We start from the raw sequence: 18543 nt of genomic DNA, 5'->3' as shown, positions 1-18543 counted from the left end.
GCGCCCCGGGCGCGATCTCTACGCTCACGGGGTGCTGCACGACGGACCGGCCCCGGAACTGATGACCAAGCGGAGTCTCGTCACGGTCTCCCACGCCATCGAGCGGTCGGCGCTGGCCACCGCCGAGGACGGCCCGCTGGTGGTGATCGCCCTGTTCCAGCGGATGCCGTACTTCCAGCGGGAGCGGGAACGCTACGCCCGGATCGCGGCCGGCGCGGCGGTCACCGTGGTCGGGCTGGTCGGGCAGACACCGCCGGAGCTGCCCGCCGGGGCGTACCCGGTGACGATCGACGACACCGAGGAGCTGGCCCGGGAGTGGAGCGTGGTGGCGCTGACCCCCCGGTTCGGGGCGAGCCTGGTGGCCCGGGACCGCCGGGAGGTGGTGCCGGCCGACACCCTGGAGCAGGGGCGGCTCTTCGCCGGCCGCTGGGGGTTCCGCCGCGACGAGGCGTTGCACGAGGTGATCCGGCTGCGCGCGCAGCTCGGCGACCGGCTTCCCCCGGCCGCGTTGACCGCCGTCGACCAGGTGCTGCACCGGGTCCGGGACCTGCCGGCGACCCCCGGGGAGAGCCGGGCCGAGGCGGCGTTGCGGCTGATGGCCGACCGCGCCGAGCGGGCCCACCACAACGGGCCGGGCCGGCACGCCGAGCCGGAGGACGGCCCGTCGGGGCTGGTGGACGAGCCGACGCTGCGCCGCTGGACCGGGGTGGACGGGATCACCGCCACCGGCACCCTGCCGGTGGCCCTGATCGGGGTGCGCGTCGGTGAGCCGGCCGGCGCCCCGGAACGGTTCGGACGCCGCAGCGCGGCACGCGAGGCGCAGGCCCTGATCGCCGCGCTGACCGCCCCGCTGCGCCCGGTCGACCGGGCCGTCCGCCTCACCCCCGACGAGTACCTGCTGGTGCTGCCGGCGTTGACCCGCGAGGAGGCGCTGGCGGTGGCCGGTCAGGTGCACGACTGCGTGGCCGGGCTGGCCAGGTCGTACCCGTTCGTGTCCTTCGCGGTGCACACGGCGGTCACCGTGACCGACCGGCGGCCGTTGCCGGTGGCCGAGGTGCGGCACGCCGTGCAGTGGGCGGCCCGGGAGGGCGTGCCGGTGGCCACGGTGGCCCGGGAGACCGTCGCCAGCAGCGCCCACTGAGGACGGGGGACGACGTGCGGGTGGTCTCGCTGGTGCCGTCGCTGACCGAGGCGGTGGCGGTGACCGCGCCGGAGCTGCTGGTCGGCGCGACCGACTGGTGCGTGCACCCGGCGGGGCTGGACGTCGCCCGGGTCGGCGGCAGCAAGTACCCCGACCTGGACCGGGTCCGGGCGCTGCGGCCTGACCTGGTGCTGCTCAACGTGGAGGAGAACCGCCGCGCCGACGCGGACACCCTCACCGCGGCCGGGGTGCCGGTGCTGGTCACCTATCCCCGGACCGTGCCGCAGGCCCTCGACGAGTTGGCCGGGGTGCTCGCCGCGCTGGGGGTGACCGGGGAGCCCGGCTGGCTGCTCGACGCCCGCCGGGCGTGGGCCGCGCCCGCCGTCCCCGACCGCCCCCGGCGGGCGGTGGTTCCGGTGTGGCGGCGGCCGTGGGTGGTGCTCGGCGGGGACACCTTCGCCGGGGACGTGCTGCGCCGCCTCGGCGTGGTCAACGTGTACGACGACGACCCGGACCGGTATCCGCGTCCCGACCTCGACGCGCTGCGGGCCCGCCGGCCCGACCTGGTGGTCCTTCCCGACGAGCCCTACGCGTTCACCGCCGACGACGGGCCGGACGCCTTCCCCGGTGTCCGCTGCGCGCTGGTCTCCGGCCGCCACCTCACCTGGTACGGCCCGTCGCTGGCCGAGGCGCCGGCCCTGCTCGCCGCCCAACTCGCCACCCCGGTCTGACCCCGGCGGCCGGGAGGCGGGTCAGGCCACCGGGGTGATGCCCCGCTCCACCAGGCCGGCGTCGTCCACGTCGTACCCGATGGTGCTGGTGACCTGGACCACGCCGCTGACCTGGCCGGCGAGCTTCTCCGCCAGCTCGGCGGCGGTCCGCCGGTCGAGCCGGCCGTCCAACCGCACCGCGCCGTCGCGGACCTGCACGGTGACCAGCCCGTCCCGCACGGCCAGCACCCGGCGCAGCACCTCCTGCACCACGTCCTCACGGATCTCGGCGTCGGTGCGTAGGTGCACCCGCAGCAGGTCGCTGCGGGTGACGATGCCGACCAGCCGTCCCAGGTCGTCCAGGACGGGCAGCCGCTTGACCGCCTCCCGGTCCATCAGCCGGGCCGCTGCCGGCAGCGACGCCCCCGGGAAGGTGGTGACGGCCGGCGCGGTCATCAGCTCCTTCGCCAGCAGCGCCCCGGCCTTCTCCCGGGACGCCCGACGCCGCCGCCCGGTGAACACCCGACGTTCCTCCTGCGCCCCGGAGTGCTCCACCTTGTGCAGCAGGTCCGCCTCGGACACCACGCCCAGCACCCGACGGAAGTCGTCCACCACCGGCACCGCGCTGACGCCCCGGCGGATCAGGATGTCGACGATCACCCGGTACGGGGTCTCCTCCCCCACCGTGGCGACCTCCCGGGTCATCACGTCGTCCACCTGCCACGTCCTCATCACGACCTCCTCGCCCGGTTCTCCCGTCCGACGCTAGGGCCGTGCCGACCGGCCGGTACAGGGGCGGGTGGACCGGTGACACCGAGGTCGAAGGTCCCGTCCGCAGGCCCGGGCCAGGGGACTTAGGTCCCGCACCGGCAGGGACCGGTCGGCCCTGCCGGGGCGACGCCGACCGGCGTGGAATGTAACTGCCACCGGGAAGTGCGGTGCCAGGCAGAGAAGGGACGTGGAGACCATGACCGCGACGATCGAGCGGAACACCACCGCCAGGACCATCGCACCGGTGGCCGGAACCGAGACCACCCGCCAGCGGGCCGCCCGGTACGTCTGGGCCGGAACCCGGCTGGCCCTCGGCTGGATCTTCCTCTGGGCGTTCCTGGACAAGCTGTTCGGCCTCGGCCACGAGACCGCCGCGAAGAACGCCTGGATCAACGGCGGCAGCCCGACCAAGGGTTTCCTCGCCTTCGGCGCGAAGGGCCCGTTCCAGGGGCTCTACCAGGACATCGCCGGGGCGGCCTGGGCCGACTGGCTGTTCATGATCGGTCTGGCCGGGATCGGGGTGGCCCTGCTGCTCGGCATCGGGATGCGGATCGCCGCCGTCGCCGGGGGTCTGCTCATGGTGCTGATGTGGACCGCCGTCCTTCCCCCCGAGAACAACCCCTTCATGGACGACCACCTGATCTACGCCGCGGTGCTGGCCGGCCTCGCCCTGGTCGGCGCGGGGAACACCCTCGGCCTCGGCCGGATCTGGGCCACCCTCCCGCTGGTCCGCCGGTTCGGCTGGCTCAGGTGACCGGTCCCACCCAGCCCGGGTGGTCGACCGACCGGCAGGGGCGTCACCGCCACGGTGACGCCCCTGCCGTGTCCGCGCAAGACCCCGCAGGTGCGGGGTCCTGCGCGCGTGCCGGGTCCCACGTCGCGCGGCCCGCGACGCGCGTCGGTCCCGCGACGCGCGGGCCCGGTCGGCGGGGCCCACGGCAGCCGGGGTGCCCCGATCGGGCAGGATCGACACCGTCCGGACGACCGGGTGACGACAGAGGAGAACAGCAGATGAACACGCCCCAGGCAGGCAAGCCGGAGATCGGCCCGATCGAGGGGGCGGCCCCGGCCGACCTGGTGATCGAGGACATCACCGTCGGGGAGGGCCCGGAGGCGCGTCCCGGCCAGCTCGCCAACGTGCACTACGTGGGGGTGGCCCACTCCACCGGCCGCGAGTTCGACGCGTCCTGGAACCGGGGCGAGGCGTTCGAGTTCCCGCTCGGCGGCGGTCAGGTCATCGCCGGCTGGGACCAGGGCGTGGTGGGGATGAAGGTCGGCGGTCGCCGTCGGCTCACCATCCCGCCGCACCTGGGCTACGGCAGCCGGGGCGCGGGCGGCGTGATCAAGCCGAACGAGACCCTGGTCTTCGTGGTCGACCTGCTCGGCGTGCGCTGACGCCGGTCGGGGCCGCCGGCACCGCCCGGCGGCCCCGCCGCCGCACGGCCTGATCGCCGCACCCCGCCGCACGGCCTGATCGCCGCACCCGGTGGCGCGGCCCCGGCCGGGCTCCGGTGCTGCCCCGGTCGCCTGCCGCTCCAGGCACCGCCGGGTGTCGCCGGGCCTGCGGTCAGGCGCAGGCGGCCAGCGGGCGGGACCCGGTCGCGACCGGGACGTCGCCGTGCCGGACGGCGATGACGCGGTGCAGGCCGCCGACCCGCAGCACCCGGGCGACCACCGGATCGGGGTCGACCACCACCAGCTCACCGCCCCGGGCCCGGACCCGCAGGTGGGCGGCGACCAGCGCCCGCACCCCGGCGGCGGACAGCAACCGGACCCCGGAGAGATCCAGCCGGAGCAGCGGGCGGGCCGGCGCGGCCCAGAGGGCGGCCCGGAACGCGCCGACGGTGGCGATGTCGATCTCACCGGCCGCGCGCACCTCGATCACGTCGTCGGCCACCCGCAGCCGCACGTGGAACCGCTCCTCATCCTGCGTCATGCCCCGAATCTAGCCCCCACCTCTGACGTTTCCGCCCTGCCCAGGGCGGGTTTCGGGGTAGTCCCAGGGTCGCCCCGGAGCCGACCCCGAGTCCTTCTCAGGGTGGAGTCGCACCTGCGACGACCGGCCGTTCCGACGGCCGGTCGTCGCAGGTGCGGTCTTCTGCGTCAGCCGCCGCTGGGCGACGGCGCGGGGGCCGGCGACGAGCCACCGGCGACCGCCCCCGGGTGCGGCGCGGCGGTGGCGGGCGCCGGCTTCAACCCCGGCGGTACGGGCAACGCACTGCCCCGGGCGAACTCGGCCCAGCTGGTGTTCCAGGCCGTCCAGCCGTTGCCGGGCCGCAGCGGCACCTCGGTGCCCTTCACGGTCACCAGGTCACCGACCTGCGTGACGCCCATCAGCCAGTCGGCGGCGGCCGAGGAGACGTTGGCGCAGCCGTGCGAGACGTTGGTGTAGCCCTGGTCCCCCTCCGACCAGGGGGCGGCGTGGATGAACTCGCCGCCCCAGGTGAGGCGCTGGGCGTCCTCGACGTCGACCACGTAGCCGCCGTCGGGCTCCCCCCGGGTGTCGAAGCGGGTCTGCTGGTGCTTCTCCATGATCACCATTTTGCCGCTGGAACTCGGGGTGCTCGGCTTGCCGAGGCTGACCGGGATCCGGCGGACCAGCCGACCGTCCTGGAAGACCGACATCTGCTTGGTGGCGTTGTCGATGTCCAGGGCGACCTGCCGGCCGATCTTCGAGGTGGACCGCCGGTCGGCGTCACCGACGTACTCCTTGCCGATGGGCAGCCCCGCAAGCGCCGACCGGACGCTGATCGTCGTCCCGGGACGCCAGAAGTCGGGGGCCCGGTAGTAGACCTGGCTGCCGTCCTCCAACCACGACCAGGTGCCCGGCTGGGGCGGATCGGTCCTCACGAACAATCGTCGCTGCACGGCCGCCCTGGCCTCTTTCGGAACGGCCGGTTCGAATGCCACCGTGACCGGCATCGCCGTGCCGTACGTCTGGTTCCCGGCGAAATAGAGCACGCTGGTCAGCGCCGACCGGTTCGTATTCGTCGCGGCCGTCGTGAACGTGGTGCGCCCGACGGTCGTCCGGCCGGCGTCGCCGGTCGCGGTGACCTCCGCGGTGTAGGTCCGGCCGCTGCCCAGCGGGGCCGCCGGCACCCAGCTCGACCCGTCCTCCCGCGGCTCCCCGGCCACCACCCGGCCCTTGTCGTCGGTGAGCTTGACGCTGGTCACCCGGCCGTTGCTCACGGTGGCACCGACCTCCGCGCTGACCGGGACGTCCTTCGCCCGGTCGGCGGGGGTCACCGTCACCGTGGGGGCCGCCGCCGCGCCAGGTGCCGCCCCGGCCGACGGCTTGCGCTCGGCGGTACACCCGCCGAGGACCAACGGTGTGGCTGCGATGGTCACCGCCATGAGCGTCAATCGCCGCCTCACGTCCATATTCCATCCCCCGTTTCCAGTCCCGTTGGCCACATTCTGTACAGCGTTTCTCGGGCCGGGCCGGGCTTTCCGGGGAACCGGACGCGCGGGGCCGGGCTTATCGACCCGGCCGGGCCACCGGGGGCCACGGTGCCGCCGATGTCCGGGATCGGCCGTGCCGGGACACCCCGACCGGTCAGTCCCAGTCCTGGTCGCCGTGGTTGCGGTGCCACCGCCCACCGACCGGCGGGGTGTCCAGTCGCAGGGCCGCCACCGCGTTGCCGGCCAGGTCGTTGTCCTCGACCCGGCAGTCGACGCAACTGCCCCGGGGGGTGATCCACATCCCGTGGGTCTGGGTGCGGTCGTCGTGGTTGTCCCAGATCCGGTTGCCGCGCACCGTCGCCGAGTCGAACGCCGCGTTGATCGCGATGCCGGCCCGGGTCGGCGGCGCGGCCGGCAACTCGTACGGGGTGCCCGGCAGCGGGGTGTCCCCGCTCCACCCGCTGTAGGCGTCGGGACGTACCGGGGCGAGGTGCAGTTCGGTGGCGGTGTTCGTGGCGACCACGGCGACCCGCCGGCCGACCCGCAACACCGTGCCCCGGTGGCTGTCCTGCGCCCAGGTCGCCGAGCGGTCGACCAGGGACCGTTCGCTGTAGCGGACCGACTCGCCGCCACCGTGGGACGCGTCGGCGCACCGCCGGCCGTTGTTGCGGATCCGGTTGTCGAGCACCATCGCGTCGGTCATCGGGCGGTCCACCCGGATCGCGTCCAGGCCGTTGCCCCAGAACTCGTTGCTCTCCACCACCACGTCCTGCGCCGGGTGCGGATAGCCCCGCCCCAGGTCGTGCTGGTGGTAGCCGTAGCCGCCGTTGCCGCTGATCCGGTTACCCCGCACCGTGTACGGGCCCGGGGTGTTGCCCACGCTGATCCCGTCGCCCACGTTGCCGTCGATGACGCAGTCGGTGAGCAGACCACCGCGGCCGGCGACCCCGGAGGTGCCGTTGCCCGACACGTCGAAGCCGGCCTCCAGGTTGCCGGTCATCGTGCAGCCGGTGACGATCAGCCCGTCGGCCCCCCAGTCGGAGATGCCGAACCGGTTGCCCTGGCTGTGGCAGCCGACGATCCGGTACCCGCGCGGCGGCGTCCAGTAGTCCTTCTGGAGTTCCAGGAAGATGCCGTTGGTGCCGTTGGCCAGGGCGGTGCAGTTGGCGATGGTGAGCCGCTCCATGTCGCCCCAGCCGCCGATGCCGATGCCGATGCCCGCGCCGCCCATCTGCTCGCCGTTGTCCAGCCGGCCGCAGCCGACCACCACCACCCCGTCGACCAGGGTGTCCTGAAGGAAGTCGCAGCCCAGGCCGCTGGCCGCCGTGTGGTGGATGTAGAGGTTGCGGAACACCCCGCGCACCACGTACTGCAACCCGAGGCCCTTGGCCAGGTAGTTGTACTCGGCCATGGCCACCCCGGAGCCGTCGATCTCGAAGTCGGCGAAGGTGCAGTCGGCGATGTGCCGATCCCGGTCCGCGCCGTGCTGGAGCACCGTCCAGAACGCCAGCGGCGTCGGATCACTGCGGTTGCCCTCGTTGCTGAGCAGGAACCGGGTGGCGGCCGGGCCGGCGCCGATCAGCGACACCCCGCTGCGCCACACCGTGCCGGCGTCGCGGATGGAGTAGATACCCGGCGGGCACCAGATCACCCGGGCCCGCCCGTCGGCCGTGTAGCCGTCACCGAGCCGGTCCACCAGGGCCGCCAGCGCGGGTTGGTCGTTGGTCACCCCGTCGCCGGTCAACCCGTAGTCGTGGGCGTTGCACCACAGCGGCGCACCGGCGACGGGGGGACGGCGGTCCCGGACGGCGACGGGCAGACCCTGATACGGCACGGGTGGCTCCTCTCGGCGGTACGTCCACGACCGACACGGCAGGGCCGCGACCGGGCGCGCGCAGGGCGGCAGCCGCCGGCGTACGCCCACCCGACGGTGCGGCGCATCCGCGCGACCTGCGCCGGTTTCCCGGCCCGTCGGGCGGAAAACCCGACCGCCCACCGGTGCTGCCCGGCGAACCGGACGAACGCCGGGCCGCACGACGGAGCCGGCCACCCCGCCCAGGGTGACCGGCTCCGGGCGTACCGGTCAGACGTTCGCCACCAGCAGCGCCGGTTGTTCGACGCAGTCGGCGACGTGGCGCAGGAACCCGCCGGCCACCCCGCCGTCGCAGACCCGGTGGTCGAAGGTGAGGCTGAGCTGGGTCACCTTGCGGACGGCCAGCTGCCCGTCGACCACCCACGGCTTGTCCACGATCCGCCCCACCCCGAGCAGCGCCGCCTCCGGGTGGTTGATGATCGGGGTGGAACCGTCCACCCCGAACACGCCGTAGTTGTTGAGGGTGAAGGTGCCGCCGGTGAGCCGGGCCGGTGGCAGGGTGCCGGCGCGGGCGTCGGCGGTGGTCTGCGCCAACGCGGCGGCCAACTCCCTGGTGGTCAGCCGCTGGGCGTCGCGCAGCACCGGCACGAGCAGGCCCCGGTCGGTCTGCGCGGCGATGCCCAGGTGCACCCCGGCCGACTGGACGATGCGCTGCCCCTCGGTGTCGACGTGGGCGTTGAGCTGCGGGAACCGGCGCAGGCCGCTGAGGCAGATCCGGGCCAGCAGGGCCAGCACGCTGACCGGCGCGTCCGGGGTGGCCGCGTTGATCGCCGCCCGGGTGGCCAGCAGCGCGGTGGCGTCCGCGTCCACCCAGATGGTGACCTCGGGGATCTCCCGACGGCTGCGGGAGAGCTTGTCGGCGATCACCCGACGGATGCCGGTGAGCGGGATGACGACGTCGGACGCGTCGGCCGGAGCGAGCCCGACGTGCGCCGGGGCCGGCTCCGCGACGGCGGCGGGCCGCCCCGGGCCGGGCGGGGCCGGGTCTGCGCTGTGCTGGTCACGCGCGGCGGCGCGGCCGGCGGGCCGCTGCGGCGGGGTGGCCAGGGCGGCCTCCACGTCGCAGCGACGGATCACACCACCCGGACCGGTGCCGCGCAGGCTGCCCAGGTCCACCCCGTGGTCGCGGGCGAGCCGACGCACGATCGGGGAGATGACCAGGACGGCCGTCTCGCCGGTCGGGGCGGTGCCGCCCCCCACCGGCCCGACGGCACCGCCGGCGGCCACCCCGGCGGAGGCCGCAGCGTCCACACCCGCGCCGGCCGGGCCCCTCGGCGCGGACGGCGGGCCGGTGGCGGGCTCGGGGGCACGCTCCGCGACGGCTGCGGCAGCACCACCGGCGACCGGCTCCGGAGCCAGTGTCAGCCGGGGGCGACGCCGGCGGCGGGCGGAGCCGCCGTGGCCGGTGCCGTACCCGATCAGGACGTTGCCGGAGCCGGCCCGCTCCTCCTCGCGGTAGGTGGCGTGCCCGGCGGGCTCGTCGCCGCCGTCGGCCGGCGCGACGGTGATCAGCGGCTGGCCGACCGGGCGCGTCTCGCCGGCCGCGCCGTGCAGCGCGACGACCCGCCCGGCGTACGGGCAGGGCACGTCGACCACGGCCTTGGCGGTCTCCACCTCCACCACGCTCTGGTCCACGGTGACCAGGTCACCGACGGCGACCTTCCACTCGACGATCTCGGCCTCGCTCAGCCCCTCACCCAGGTCGGGCAGGAGGAACACCCGGGTGCCGGTGGCGGTGCGGGCGCTCACGCCGCGCTCCCCTGGGCCAGCCAGCGCGGGTCGGGCCGGTCGTCCCACTGGAGGCGGGCCACGGTGTCGAGGACCCGGTCCACCCCGGGCAGGTGGGTGTGCTCCAGCATCGGCGCCGGGTAGGGGATGTCCAGCCCGGACACCCGCAGCACCGGGGCGTGCAGGGCGTGGAAGCAACGTTCCTGCACCCGCGCGGCGATCTCCGCGCCGACCCCGGCGAAGCCCTGCGCCTCGGTGATCACCAGGCACCTGCCGGTGCGGCGGACCGAGGCGGTGACCGTGGCGTCGTCGAACGGCACGATGGTGCGCACGTCGACGACCTCCAGGTCCCAGCCGTCCTCCCGGGCGGCCTCGGCGGCCTCCAGCGCCACCGGCACCGCCGGGCCGTACGCGACCAGGGTGGCGTCGGTGCCGCGACGGCGCACCACGGCCCGGCCGAACGGGGCGGTCCGGGCCGGCAGCGCGGCCTCGCCGCTGGCGAAGTAGAGCTTCTTCGGCTCCAGGAACACCACCGGGTCCGGGTCGGCGATCGCCTCCCGCAGCAGCGAGTACGCGTCCTCGACCGTCGCCGGGGTGACCACCTTCAGGCCGGGGGTGTGCGCGTAGTACGCCTCCGACGAGTCGCAGTGGTGCTCCACCCCGCCGATGCCACCGGCGTACGGCACCCGGATGACCATCGGCACGCTCAGCGCGCCCCGGGTGCGGTTGCGCAGCTTCGCCACGTGCGAGGCGATCTGCTCGAACGCCGGGTAGGCGAACGCGTCGAACTGCATCTCCACCACCGGCCGCAGCCCGGACATGGCCAGCCCGACGGCGAACCCGACGATGCCGGCCTCGGCCAGCGGGGTGTCGAAGCAGCGCTTGTCGCCGAACCGGGCCTGCAACCCGTCGGTGATCCGGAAGACCCCGCCGAGCTGCCCGACGTCCTCGCCGAAGACGAGCACCCGCTCGTCGTCGAGCATCGCGTCGGCGAGCGCGGCGTTGAGCGCCTTCGCCATGGTCATGGTGGCCATCAGGCGTCCCCCTCCGCGTCGGCGGCCAGCTCGGCCCGGACCATCTCGCGCTGCTCGACCAGCTGCGGGGTCGGCTCGGCGTAGACGTGCTCGAACAGGCTCAACGGGTCGACGACCGGCTGGGCGTGCATCCGCTCCCGCAGGTCGGCGGCGTACGCCTCGGCCTCGGCGGCGACCTGCGCCACCGCCGCGTCGTCCAACTCGCCCCGGCTGCGCAGGTACGCCTCCAGCCGGGCCACCGGGTCGCGGTCCCGCCACGCCTCCACCTCGTCGGGGTCCCGGTAGCGGCTGGCGTCGTCGGCGTTGGTGTGCGCCTCCATCCGGTAGGTGTGCGCCTCGACCAGGTACGGCCCGTGCCCGGCGCGGGCGTGCGCCACCGCCCGGGTGAGCACCGCCAGGACGGCGACGGGGTCGTTGCCGTCGACCTGCTCGCTGGGCACCCCGTAGCCGACGCCCTTGTAGGCCAGGCTCGGCGCGGCCGTCTGCCGGGACAGCGGCACACTGATCGCGTACTTGTTGTTCTGCACGAAGTAGACGACCGGGGCCTTGAACACGGCCGCGAAGTTCAGCCCCTCGTGGAAGTCGCCCTCGCTGGTCGCGCCGTCGCCGATGAAGGCCAGCGTGACGGTGTCCCGCCCCTGGTAGGACTCCCCATAGGCAAGACCGGCGGCGTGCACGCACTGGGTCGCCAGCGGGGTGCACTGCGGCGCGGTGCGGACCACGGTCGGGTCGTACCCGCAGTGCCAGTCGCCGCGCAGCAGGGTGAGCACCTCGACCGGGTCGATGCCCCGGGCGGTCAGGGCCATCGACTCCCGGTAGGTGGGGAAGACCCAGTCGTCGTCGCGCAGCGCCAGCACCGCGCCGACCTGGCAGGCCTCCTGGCCGCGCGAGGACGGGTAGACGGCGAGCCGGCCCTGCTTGGTCAGGGCGGTGGACTGCGCGTCGAAGCGACGGCCGACGACCATCCGGCGGTACATCTCGCGCAGCGTCTCGACAGGCGGTGCGGGCAGGTCGGCGCGGGGTGGCAGCGGGGTGCCGTCGGGGTCGAGCAGCCGGACCGGTTCGGCCTGCGGGAGCAGGCCGGTCGTCGGGTCGGGGGCGACCGGGGTGGCCGGTCGACGGGTACGCGGGGATGCCCTGCGGACCGCCTGGGGTGTGGTCGTCACGGCGGGGACCTCCTGGACGTGTGGTGGCCCTATGCTCCAGCCGTTGGATGATTGACTCAACATTCCCGGTGAACGCGGGACGATTGGCCTACCGAGGAGTATCTGATGAGCCAGCAGACCACCCCGCCGCCGGGCCCACCGGGCGCAACGGGACGTTCGGTCACGCCGCTGGACGAGGTGGACCGACGGGTCCTCGACGAGCTGACCCGGGACGGCCGGCTGTCCATGCGTACGCTCGCCGAGCGGGTGCACGTGTCGCGCACCAACGCGTACGCCCGGGTGGAGCGGCTGCTGCGCGAGGGGGTGATCACCGGGTTCCGGGCCCGGGTGGCACCCGAGCCGGCCGGGCTGGGCACCTCGGCCTACATCTCGCTGACCATTCAGCAGAACACCTGGCGGGAGGTGTCAGCGGAGTTGGCCCGGGTGCGCTACATCGAGCACGTGGCGCTGCTCAGCGGGGAGCACGACGTGTTGGCCCTGGTCCGCGCGCCGGACAACGCCACCCTGCGGGACGTGGTACTCAGCCGGGTGCAGGGCATCGCCGGCGTGCTGTCCACCCGTACCTGGCTGGTCTTCGACGAGTTCGACGGGGCCGGCAGCCCCTGGGCCTGAGTGGCGGCCCGGCCGGTCAGCCCGGCGACGAGCCGGCACCCGGTCGGTCAGCGTTACGGCGGGGCAGTCGTGCGGGCGGTCAGCGTCCGGGTCGGGCGGCCGTGCGGCCGGTCAGCGCTCCGGTGGGGCGGCCAGGCCGGCGCGGTCGGCCAGCGCCAGCAGCGGCTCCAGGGAGAAGCGGTCGCCGTCCAGGCCGGCGTGCGGGTCGCCGCGCTCGGCGAACCGGGACGGCATGCTCAGCACGTCGAAGTCCTCCGGGCGGGCGTCGTCCAGCTCCGCCCAGTCCAGCGGGGCCGACACCAGCGCCGCCGGGGTGGGCCGGATCGAGTACGCCGAGGTCACCGTGTGGTCGCGGGCCATCTGGTTGTAGTCGATGAAGACCGGCCGGTCCCGCTGCTCCCGCCACCAGGTGGTGGTGACCAGGTCGGGCAGCCGCCGCGCCAGCTCGTGACCGAGGGCGAGCACCGCGCGCCGGCACTCCCCGAAGCTCCACCGGGGCTCGATGGACAGGTAGACGTGCAGGCCACGCCCGCCGGTGGTCTTGGGGTAGCCGACCATGCCCAGCTCGGCGAGGAACGCCCGGACCTCGTGCGCCACCGGCACCACCCGGTCGAAGCCGACCCCCGGCATCGGGTCCAGGTCGATCCGGAGCTGGTCGGGGCGCTCCACGTCGGCCGCCGTCACCGGCCAGGGATGGAACCGCAGGGTGCCGAGGTTGGCCGCCCAGATCACCACCGCCAGCTCGCCCGGCGCGACCTCGTCGGCGGTCCGGCCGCTGGGGAACGTGAGGTGTGCGGTGCGCACCCAGTCCGGCGCGCCGGCCGGGAGCCGCTTCTGATAGAAGGCGTCACCCCGGTTGTCCTGCCGGGTGCCGATCTTCGCCCCCGCGAACACGCCGCGCGGCCAGCGCTCCAGCATCGTAGGCCGGTCCCGCAGGGCGCGCAGGATGCCGTCACCGACGGCCAGGAAGTAGCCGACCACGTCCCGCTTGGTCAGCCCGCGCTCCGGAAAGTAGGGCTTGTCGGGACTGGAGATACGGACCAGCCGCTCCCCCACCTGGATCTCCTCGGCCGCCGTCGCCACGCTCACACGGTAACGGCCACCCCCGACACCCGGAGCCGGCTCACCGGATCGCAGCGATACGCGGCGGGCTACGCCTCGGGTTGCCCGACGTAGGTGCCGCGCTGCGGCACGGTGTAGACCAGCCCACGCTCGCGAAGCTCCGCGACGGCACGCCGGGCGGTCCCCCGGGCCACCCCGAACTCCTGAACGATCGCCGCTTCGCTCGGAATCGGTCGATGCGCCGCGAGGTCACCGTTGCTGATCCGACCAGCCAAGATGTTTGCCACCTGGCGGTAGACCGGCACCGGGCCGTCTGGATCGATCATGGCAAGAAACTAATCGAGCCAAGACGAGGCAGGTTCTTTAGCTACGTCTCTAGACGTTCATGCTTGTACACCACTACCGTAAGTGGCAGCTCGTGACGATCAGTCATCTGGGCTGCCGGTAGCGGTCCGGGTACCTGATCGGGGATCGGTGCCCGGATCTGCCCGTACCCGGGAGGGGTCCCATGCCGATGGACGACGGACCGGTCACGCCCGCCCTGGTCGTCTGGACCGCGCAGCGGGTGCTGGCCCAGCACCACGAGGCACCGGACGGGCCGCCGCCCCTGCGCCGGTGCTTCCAGTGCCGCGACGGCGGCTGCCACATGCTGACCTGGGCCCGCGACGTGCTCCGGGCTCACCGGCGACCGCCGCCGGTCCCCCACTAGGCTCCCCGCCATGGCGATCTATCTCGACGTACACCCGGAGAACCCGCAGCCACGGACGATCGCCCGGGTGGTCGACCTGCTGCGCGGCGACGGCCTGGTCGCCTACCCGACCGACTCGTGCTTCGCGCTCGGCTGCCAGCTGGGCAACCGGGACGGTCTCGACCGGATCCGGGAGATCCGGCAGCTGGACAGCAGGCACCACTTCACCCTGGTGTGCCGGGACTTCGCGCAGCTCGGGCAGTTCGTGCACATCAACAACGCGGTGTTCCGGTCGCTGAAGGCGGCCACCCCGGGCAGCTACACCTTCATCCTGCCCGCCACCAAGGAGGTGCCGCGCCGGCTGCTGCACCCCAGGAAGAAGACCGTCGGGGTACGCATCCCCGACCACCCGGTCGCCCAGGCGCTGCTCGCCGCACTGGGCGAGCCGCTGGTGTCGAGCACCCTGCTGCTGCCCGGGGAAACCGAACCGATGACCCAGGGCTGGGAGATCAAGGAACGGCTCGACCACGCCGTCGACGCGGTCATCGACTCCGGCGAGTGCGGCACCCTGCCCACCACCGTGATCGACTTCTCGCAGGACGAACCGGAGATCGTCAGATACGGCGCGGGCGACCCGACCCGCTTCGAGTAGCCACCTCCGGTCAGGGCGCACCGGGGTCCGCCGGCGGAAGCGGCAGCGGCTCCACGACCGGATCGACGTCACGGGCGGAGTGCACGGGTGCCGGCCGGGCGGGACCCGTCGTCCGGCTGTGCCGGCGGCCCGTACCCGGCGGCCCGGAGTGTCGGGACACCTCGCAGGTGACCAGGTGGATCGGGGCCGGCGGCACGGCGAACCGCCCCGGACCCCAGCGCACCCAGAGGGCGACCCGGCCGGCGGCCGCCTCCGCCGTCAGCTTCTCCCAGGTACGCCGCCGGTCGGTGTGGTCGACCTCGACGACCACGGGTGGCCCGTCGCGGCGGGCACACGCCACGTCCAGCACCGAGTGCCGGTCGGTCATCGGCGGGGGCAACGGCAGCACGCTCGCCGCCCGACGGTAGGACCGCCAGCCCTGCTCGGCGGCCCAGGCCGACACCGCCTCGACGATCCGTGCGGTCACCTCGTCGGTGCCCAGGTCGACGAATTCGAGCCGGTCCAGCCAGCAGGTGAGCGATGCCGCCAACCGTTCGCCGTCCGCCCCACCGTCCACGCCGGCAGGGTACCCACTCACCACTCGGCCCCGCCCCCCGGACCGCCGACCGCCCGCGTGATCGACTCCAGGTCGACGAAACAGCGGTTTCCGGCCGCACCGGGACCGCGACACCATCGCCGCCGTCCGCCGGTGCCGGACGTTCGCCGGGCACGATCCGTTTCCGCAGTTCGTCCCGGGGTACCGGGATTGCCGTCGCCGATCAAGGAGGTCTGCCGGTGTCCACCGATGCCATCGTCCTGCTCAAAGAGGACCACAAGGAGATGCGCCGCCTCTTCCGCGAGTTCGAGAAGGCGCAGGAGGGCCCGGCCAGCCGCCGCCGCAAGCTGGTCGACGAGATCGTGGCCGCCCTCACCACGCACACCTACCTGGAGAACGAGGTGATGTACCCGGAGGTCCGCAAGCTCCTTCCGGACCTGGAGGACGACATCCTGGAGTCGTACGAGGAGCACCACGTCGCGGACGTGCTCTGCGCCGAGCTGGCCGCGATGGACGCCGCCGACGACCACTTCGTCGCCAAGACCACGGTGCTGATCGAGAACGTCGAGCACCACGTCGAGGAGGAGGAGCAGGAGTGGTTCCCGAAGGTGCGGGAGGCGCTCGGCCGCAACCAGCTCCAGGAGATCGGCGAGCGGATGATCGCGCTGCGGCCGGACGCCCCCCGCTCCCCCAGCGACCCGAAGGCGGTCAGGAGCGCCCGGCACGCCACCACCGCCTGAACCGTACGTGCGACCCGCACCGTGTCACGAGGGGCCCGACCGTCCGGTCGGGCCCCTCGTGGCATGGTGGGCGCGGTCGGAAAGAAGGCCCACGGCCACACCCCGCGTGGGGCCGGTCAGGATGGGCCGCTCGATGCCGCAGCGGCGGCCCGGTGCCGGCCGGCGACGAGGGCGGCCTCGTTGCTGACCGCCCAGTCGGCGAGGGCGGACAGCGGGCCGAGCAGGCTCTGCCCGAGCGGGGTGAGCCGGTATTCGACGCTGGGCGGGACGGTGGGATGGACCTCGCGCAGCACCAGGCCGGCCGCCTCCAGACCACGCAGGGTGCGGGTCAACATGCGTTGGCTGATCCCGCCGATGGCCCGGTGCAGCTCGTTGAAGCGGTACGGCTGACGGCCCAGCAGGACCAGCACCAGCATCGACCACTTGTCGCTGAGCAGCCGCAAAAGGCCGGTGACCGGGCAGCCGTCGTACTCGTCGGCCGGAACGGGCGTCGGCAGCGCCGCGCCCACCAGGGAAGGAACATCCGTGTGCGCTGGGGACATAAAACTGCCTTCTTCCGCCGCCGTCGGCCTCCGAACAGGATTGTGCCGAGGTTGACGTCCGGTGCCGAACGGGGGCCACCGGGCGACGGGAAGGGGTGGTATGCGGGTCACCGTCATCAGCGGCGGCACCGACGGCATGGGTCGGGGCACCCTCGAAGCCCGGCTCCGACGCGGGGACGAGGTCGTCGCCATCGGCAGCAACCCCGCGAAGGGGCGGTCCGTGCAGGCGCTCTCCGACCGGGTGCACTTCCTCCGGGCGGATCTGCGCTCGGTGGCGGCGACCCGCCGGGCCATCGACGTCATCCGCGACCGGTGGCCGACGGTGGACGCCCTGGTGCTGTGCGCCAACCGGCAGTCACCCCGGCGGGTGGTCACCGACGAGGGCCTGGAGCAGACCTTCGCGCTGTACTACCTGAGCCGTTACCTGCTCAGCCACGGCCTGCGCGACCAGCTCGACGCCGCCGAGCGGCCGGTGATCATCAACGTGGCAGGCGTCGGCAGCACCAGGGGTTCGATCCACTGGGACGACCTCCAACTCACCCGCAGGTACGGCATGGTGGACGCCCAGTTGCAGGCCGGCCGGGCGAACGACCTGCTCGGGGTGGACTTCGCGGCACACTCCGGCGCGCGGGCCCGGTACGTGCTCTACCACCCCGGCTTCACCCGCAGCGGCGACCTGTCGACCATGCCGGCGGCGGTCCGTGGGGTGATCCGGGCGGCGTCGGTCTTCGCCAGGCCGGTCGGAAAGTCGGTCCGCCCTGTCGTGGAGTGGATCGAGAACCCGCCGTCGGAGGCGCTGACCGCCAACGACCGGGGCCGACCCGTGCCACCGTCGACCGGGACGCTCGATCCGGCCACCGCCCGGCGTCTCGGGGCGGTGACCGGCGCGCTGCTCACCCGCCTGCACCCCGGCTGAACCGGTGGCTCACCACAGGGTCACCGGTGCGCCCGTGGGCGCGGGCAGGATCTGCCGTACCCGGCCGGGGGGCACGCTGCGCTGTCGCCACTCCCGGGGGTAGCCCACCGAGACCTCCTCGAACCGCACCCCGTCCTTCCAGGTGGTACGGGGGATGTGCAGGTGCCCGTAGACCACGGTGGTGGCGGCGAACCGACGGTGCCAGTCGGCGGTGGCCTCCGTGCCGCACCACTGGGCGAAGATCGGGTAGCGCAGCACCTCGGTCGGGTGGCGGTCCAGCGGCCAGTGGTTGACCAGCACGGTGGGCAGATCCGGGTCGCGGGCTTCCAACCGACTGGCGGTCTGCGCCAGCCGGGCTTCACACCACGCCTGCCGGCTCGGGTACGGGTCGGGGTGCAGCATGAACTCGTCGGTGCAGACGATCCCGGTCCGGTACGCCTCGGCCAGCGCCGCCTCCCGGGTGTCGAAACCCGGGGGCCGCCAGCTGTAGTCGTAGAGCAGGAACAGGGGGGCGACCAGCGCCGGACCGCCGGGCCCCCGCCACACCCGGTAGTCGTCCTCGGGGGTGACCACGCCCAGTTCCCGGCACCGCCGGACCAGCAGCTCGTAACGCTCCACCCCGCGCAGGGTCACCGGGTCGGCCGGCGGGGTCCACAGTTCGTGGTTGCCCGGCGCCCAGATGACGGTGTCGAAGCGTTCGGCGAGCGTGCCGAGCGTCCACTCGATGTCGGCGACGGTCTCCGCCACGTCACCGGCGACGATCAGCCAGTCCCGTGGCGAGGCGGGGCGTAGCGCCTCGACCAGGGCACGATTCTCCGCGTACCCGACGTGCAGGTCGCTGATCGCGACCAGACTGCCCTCGATGTCCTCCCCCAGCATCCGCCGATCGTACGCAGACGGCTCCCCGGCGTGCGGCACGCGGGAGCACCCCCGGGCCGGGCTCGGTCGGCGGAGCGGGCAATGGCCGTGAC

At 73.9% G+C, this 18543-nt stretch carries 21 protein-coding genes; 9 read left to right on the top strand and 12 right to left on the bottom strand.

The window, feature by feature from the left end; translation table 11 throughout:
- The first annotated feature begins 31 nt into the window (after window positions 1–31).
- Both ACN267_RS07655 and ACN267_RS07650 read left to right on the top strand, forming a co-directional pair.
- Window positions 32–1141 carry a DICT sensory domain-containing protein gene (locus tag ACN267_RS07655; protein ID WP_421488275.1) on the top strand — a complete coding sequence of 370 codons (1110 nt, stop codon included), beginning with the start codon at window positions 32–34 and terminating at the stop codon, window positions 1139–1141.
- Window positions 1142–1155: 14 nt separating this feature from the next.
- Window positions 1156–1872: a helical backbone metal receptor gene (locus tag ACN267_RS07650; protein ID WP_421488274.1), complete on the top strand. Its 717-nt coding sequence runs from the start codon at window positions 1156–1158 to the stop codon at window positions 1870–1872.
- 21 nt (window positions 1873–1893) lie between these two features.
- Here the strand turns inward: ACN267_RS07650 and ACN267_RS07645 are convergent, their stop codons facing one another.
- The gene (locus ACN267_RS07645; RefSeq protein WP_421488273.1) at window positions 1894–2583 is read right to left on the bottom strand and encodes a CBS domain-containing protein; all 690 of its coding nucleotides are present in this window, start codon (window positions 2581–2583) and stop codon (window positions 1894–1896) included.
- Window positions 2584–2809: 226 nt separating this feature from the next.
- Between ACN267_RS07645 and ACN267_RS07640 the strand changes: the two genes are divergently transcribed.
- Window positions 2810–3376: a DoxX family membrane protein gene (locus ACN267_RS07640; RefSeq protein ID WP_281897178.1), complete on the top strand. Its 567-nt coding sequence runs from the start codon at window positions 2810–2812 to the stop codon at window positions 3374–3376.
- Between the two features lie 257 nt (window positions 3377–3633).
- Complete coding sequence (locus ACN267_RS07635) at window positions 3634–4017, top strand: FKBP-type peptidyl-prolyl cis-trans isomerase (protein WP_204960641.1); 384 nt, start codon at window positions 3634–3636, stop codon at window positions 4015–4017.
- A 172-nt stretch (window positions 4018–4189) separates the two neighbouring features.
- Here ACN267_RS07635 and ACN267_RS07630 read toward each other — a convergent pair whose 3' ends face one another.
- The 6 genes from ACN267_RS07630 to pdhA form a co-directional block, all read right to left on the bottom strand.
- Entirely contained in the window at window positions 4190–4558 is a 369-nt protein-coding gene (locus ACN267_RS07630; RefSeq protein WP_421488272.1) for an STAS domain-containing protein, read from the bottom strand.
- Window positions 4559–4725: 167 nt separating this feature from the next.
- On the bottom strand, window positions 4726–6003 hold the full coding sequence (locus ACN267_RS07625; RefSeq protein WP_421488271.1) for an Ig-like domain-containing protein: 1278 nt from the start codon (window positions 6001–6003) through the stop codon (window positions 4726–4728).
- Between the two features lie 175 nt (window positions 6004–6178).
- The gene (locus ACN267_RS07620; protein WP_281897172.1) at window positions 6179–7858 is read right to left on the bottom strand and encodes a right-handed parallel beta-helix repeat-containing protein; all 1680 of its coding nucleotides are present in this window, start codon (window positions 7856–7858) and stop codon (window positions 6179–6181) included.
- A 249-nt stretch (window positions 7859–8107) separates the two neighbouring features.
- A complete protein-coding gene (locus ACN267_RS07615) occupies window positions 8108–9646 on the bottom strand; it encodes a dihydrolipoamide acetyltransferase family protein (RefSeq protein WP_204960637.1) in 1539 nt (512 codons plus the stop codon).
- A complete protein-coding gene (locus ACN267_RS07610; RefSeq protein ID WP_204960636.1) occupies window positions 9643–10659 on the bottom strand; it encodes an alpha-ketoacid dehydrogenase subunit beta in 1017 nt (338 codons plus the stop codon). Before ACN267_RS07610 ends, ACN267_RS07615 begins: the two co-directional genes overlap by 4 nt.
- Entirely contained in the window at window positions 10659–11858 is a 1200-nt protein-coding gene (pdhA, locus tag ACN267_RS07605; RefSeq protein ID WP_421490398.1) for a pyruvate dehydrogenase (acetyl-transferring) E1 component subunit alpha, read from the bottom strand. The genes ACN267_RS07610 and pdhA overlap by 1 nt, the downstream gene beginning before the upstream one ends.
- A 72-nt stretch (window positions 11859–11930) precedes the next feature.
- Between pdhA and ACN267_RS07600 the strand changes: the two genes are divergently transcribed.
- Entirely contained in the window at window positions 11931–12437 is a 507-nt protein-coding gene (locus ACN267_RS07600; protein ID WP_281897165.1) for an Lrp/AsnC family transcriptional regulator, read from the top strand.
- Between the two features lie 111 nt (window positions 12438–12548).
- Here ACN267_RS07600 and ACN267_RS07595 read toward each other — a convergent pair whose 3' ends face one another.
- Both ACN267_RS07595 and ACN267_RS07590 read right to left on the bottom strand, forming a co-directional pair.
- Entirely contained in the window at window positions 12549–13520 is a 972-nt protein-coding gene (locus tag ACN267_RS07595; protein ID WP_204960634.1) for a DNA polymerase domain-containing protein, read from the bottom strand.
- Window positions 13521–13588: 68 nt separating this feature from the next.
- Window positions 13589–13825 (bottom strand): winged helix-turn-helix domain-containing protein, encoded by a 237-nt coding sequence (locus ACN267_RS07590; RefSeq protein ID WP_204922898.1) that lies wholly within the window; start codon window positions 13823–13825, stop codon window positions 13589–13591.
- Between the two features lie 188 nt (window positions 13826–14013).
- Here ACN267_RS07590 and ACN267_RS07585 point away from each other — a divergent pair, with 188 nt between their 5' ends.
- Window positions 14014–14208, top strand: coding sequence for a hypothetical protein (locus ACN267_RS07585; RefSeq protein WP_204960633.1), 195 nt, complete (start codon window positions 14014–14016; stop codon window positions 14206–14208).
- Between the two features lie 10 nt (window positions 14209–14218).
- Window positions 14219–14839, top strand: a complete 621-nt coding sequence (locus ACN267_RS07580) for an L-threonylcarbamoyladenylate synthase (protein ID WP_421488270.1) — start codon at window positions 14219–14221, stop codon at window positions 14837–14839.
- Between the two features lie 10 nt (window positions 14840–14849).
- On the opposite strand, the gene ACN267_RS07575 is transcribed toward ACN267_RS07580, so the two are convergent.
- A complete protein-coding gene (locus ACN267_RS07575) occupies window positions 14850–15395 on the bottom strand; it encodes a hypothetical protein (RefSeq protein ID WP_281897159.1) in 546 nt (181 codons plus the stop codon).
- 218 nt (window positions 15396–15613) lie between these two features.
- On the opposite strand from ACN267_RS07575, the gene ACN267_RS07570 reads away from it, so the two are divergent.
- Window positions 15614–16114, top strand: coding sequence for a hemerythrin domain-containing protein (locus ACN267_RS07570; protein WP_204960630.1), 501 nt, complete (start codon window positions 15614–15616; stop codon window positions 16112–16114).
- A gap of 116 nt (window positions 16115–16230) precedes the next feature.
- Here ACN267_RS07570 and ACN267_RS07565 read toward each other — a convergent pair whose 3' ends face one another.
- The gene (locus ACN267_RS07565; protein ID WP_204960629.1) at window positions 16231–16656 is read right to left on the bottom strand and encodes a winged helix-turn-helix transcriptional regulator; all 426 of its coding nucleotides are present in this window, start codon (window positions 16654–16656) and stop codon (window positions 16231–16233) included.
- A gap of 100 nt (window positions 16657–16756) precedes the next feature.
- On the opposite strand from ACN267_RS07565, the gene ACN267_RS07560 reads away from it, so the two are divergent.
- Window positions 16757–17572, top strand: a complete 816-nt coding sequence (locus ACN267_RS07560) for an SDR family NAD(P)-dependent oxidoreductase (protein WP_281897157.1) — start codon at window positions 16757–16759, stop codon at window positions 17570–17572.
- 9 nt (window positions 17573–17581) lie between these two features.
- Here ACN267_RS07560 and ACN267_RS07555 read toward each other — a convergent pair whose 3' ends face one another.
- Window positions 17582–18451 carry a metallophosphoesterase family protein gene (locus ACN267_RS07555; RefSeq protein ID WP_281897154.1) on the bottom strand — a complete coding sequence of 290 codons (870 nt, stop codon included), beginning with the start codon at window positions 18449–18451 and terminating at the stop codon, window positions 17582–17584.
- Window positions 18452–18543 lie beyond the last annotated feature (92 nt).

Origin of the sequence: Micromonospora sp. WMMD734, from assembly GCF_049178975.1 — a bacterium.
Taxonomy (GTDB): domain Bacteria; phylum Actinomycetota; class Actinomycetes; order Mycobacteriales; family Micromonosporaceae; genus Micromonospora; species Micromonospora wenchangensis.
The sequence above is the reverse complement of the archived record's forward strand: the minus strand, read 5'-3'. Positions and strand labels throughout refer to the sequence as shown.

What these genes read in the sequence shown, in the direction of transcription:
- ACN267_RS07645 (WP_421488273.1), bottom strand. Translation starts at nt 2,583, where the DNA reads ATGAGGACGTGGCAGGTGGACGACGTGATGACCCGGGAGGTCGCCACG.
- ACN267_RS07635 (WP_204960641.1), top strand. Translation starts at nt 3,634, where the DNA reads ATGAACACGCCCCAGGCAGGCAAGCCGGAGATCGGCCCGATCGAGGGG.
- ACN267_RS07630 (WP_421488272.1), bottom strand. Translation starts at nt 4,558, where the DNA reads ATGACGCAGGATGAGGAGCGGTTCCACGTGCGGCTGCGGGTGGCCGAC.
- ACN267_RS07625 (WP_421488271.1), bottom strand. Translation starts at nt 6,003, where the DNA reads ATGGACGTGAGGCGGCGATTGACGCTCATGGCGGTGACCATCGCAGCC.
- ACN267_RS07610 (WP_204960636.1), bottom strand. Translation starts at nt 10,659, where the DNA reads ATGGCCACCATGACCATGGCGAAGGCGCTCAACGCCGCGCTCGCCGAC.
- ACN267_RS07600 (WP_281897165.1), top strand. Translation starts at nt 11,931, where the DNA reads ATGAGCCAGCAGACCACCCCGCCGCCGGGCCCACCGGGCGCAACGGGA.
- ACN267_RS07590 (WP_204922898.1), bottom strand. Translation starts at nt 13,825, where the DNA reads ATGATCGATCCAGACGGCCCGGTGCCGGTCTACCGCCAGGTGGCAAAC.
- ACN267_RS07585 (WP_204960633.1), top strand. Translation starts at nt 14,014, where the DNA reads ATGGACGACGGACCGGTCACGCCCGCCCTGGTCGTCTGGACCGCGCAG.
- ACN267_RS07580 (WP_421488270.1), top strand. Translation starts at nt 14,219, where the DNA reads ATGGCGATCTATCTCGACGTACACCCGGAGAACCCGCAGCCACGGACG.
- ACN267_RS07565 (WP_204960629.1), bottom strand. Translation starts at nt 16,656, where the DNA reads ATGTCCCCAGCGCACACGGATGTTCCTTCCCTGGTGGGCGCGGCGCTG.
- ACN267_RS07560 (WP_281897157.1), top strand. Translation starts at nt 16,757, where the DNA reads ATGCGGGTCACCGTCATCAGCGGCGGCACCGACGGCATGGGTCGGGGC.
- ACN267_RS07555 (WP_281897154.1), bottom strand. Translation starts at nt 18,451, where the DNA reads ATGCTGGGGGAGGACATCGAGGGCAGTCTGGTCGCGATCAGCGACCTG.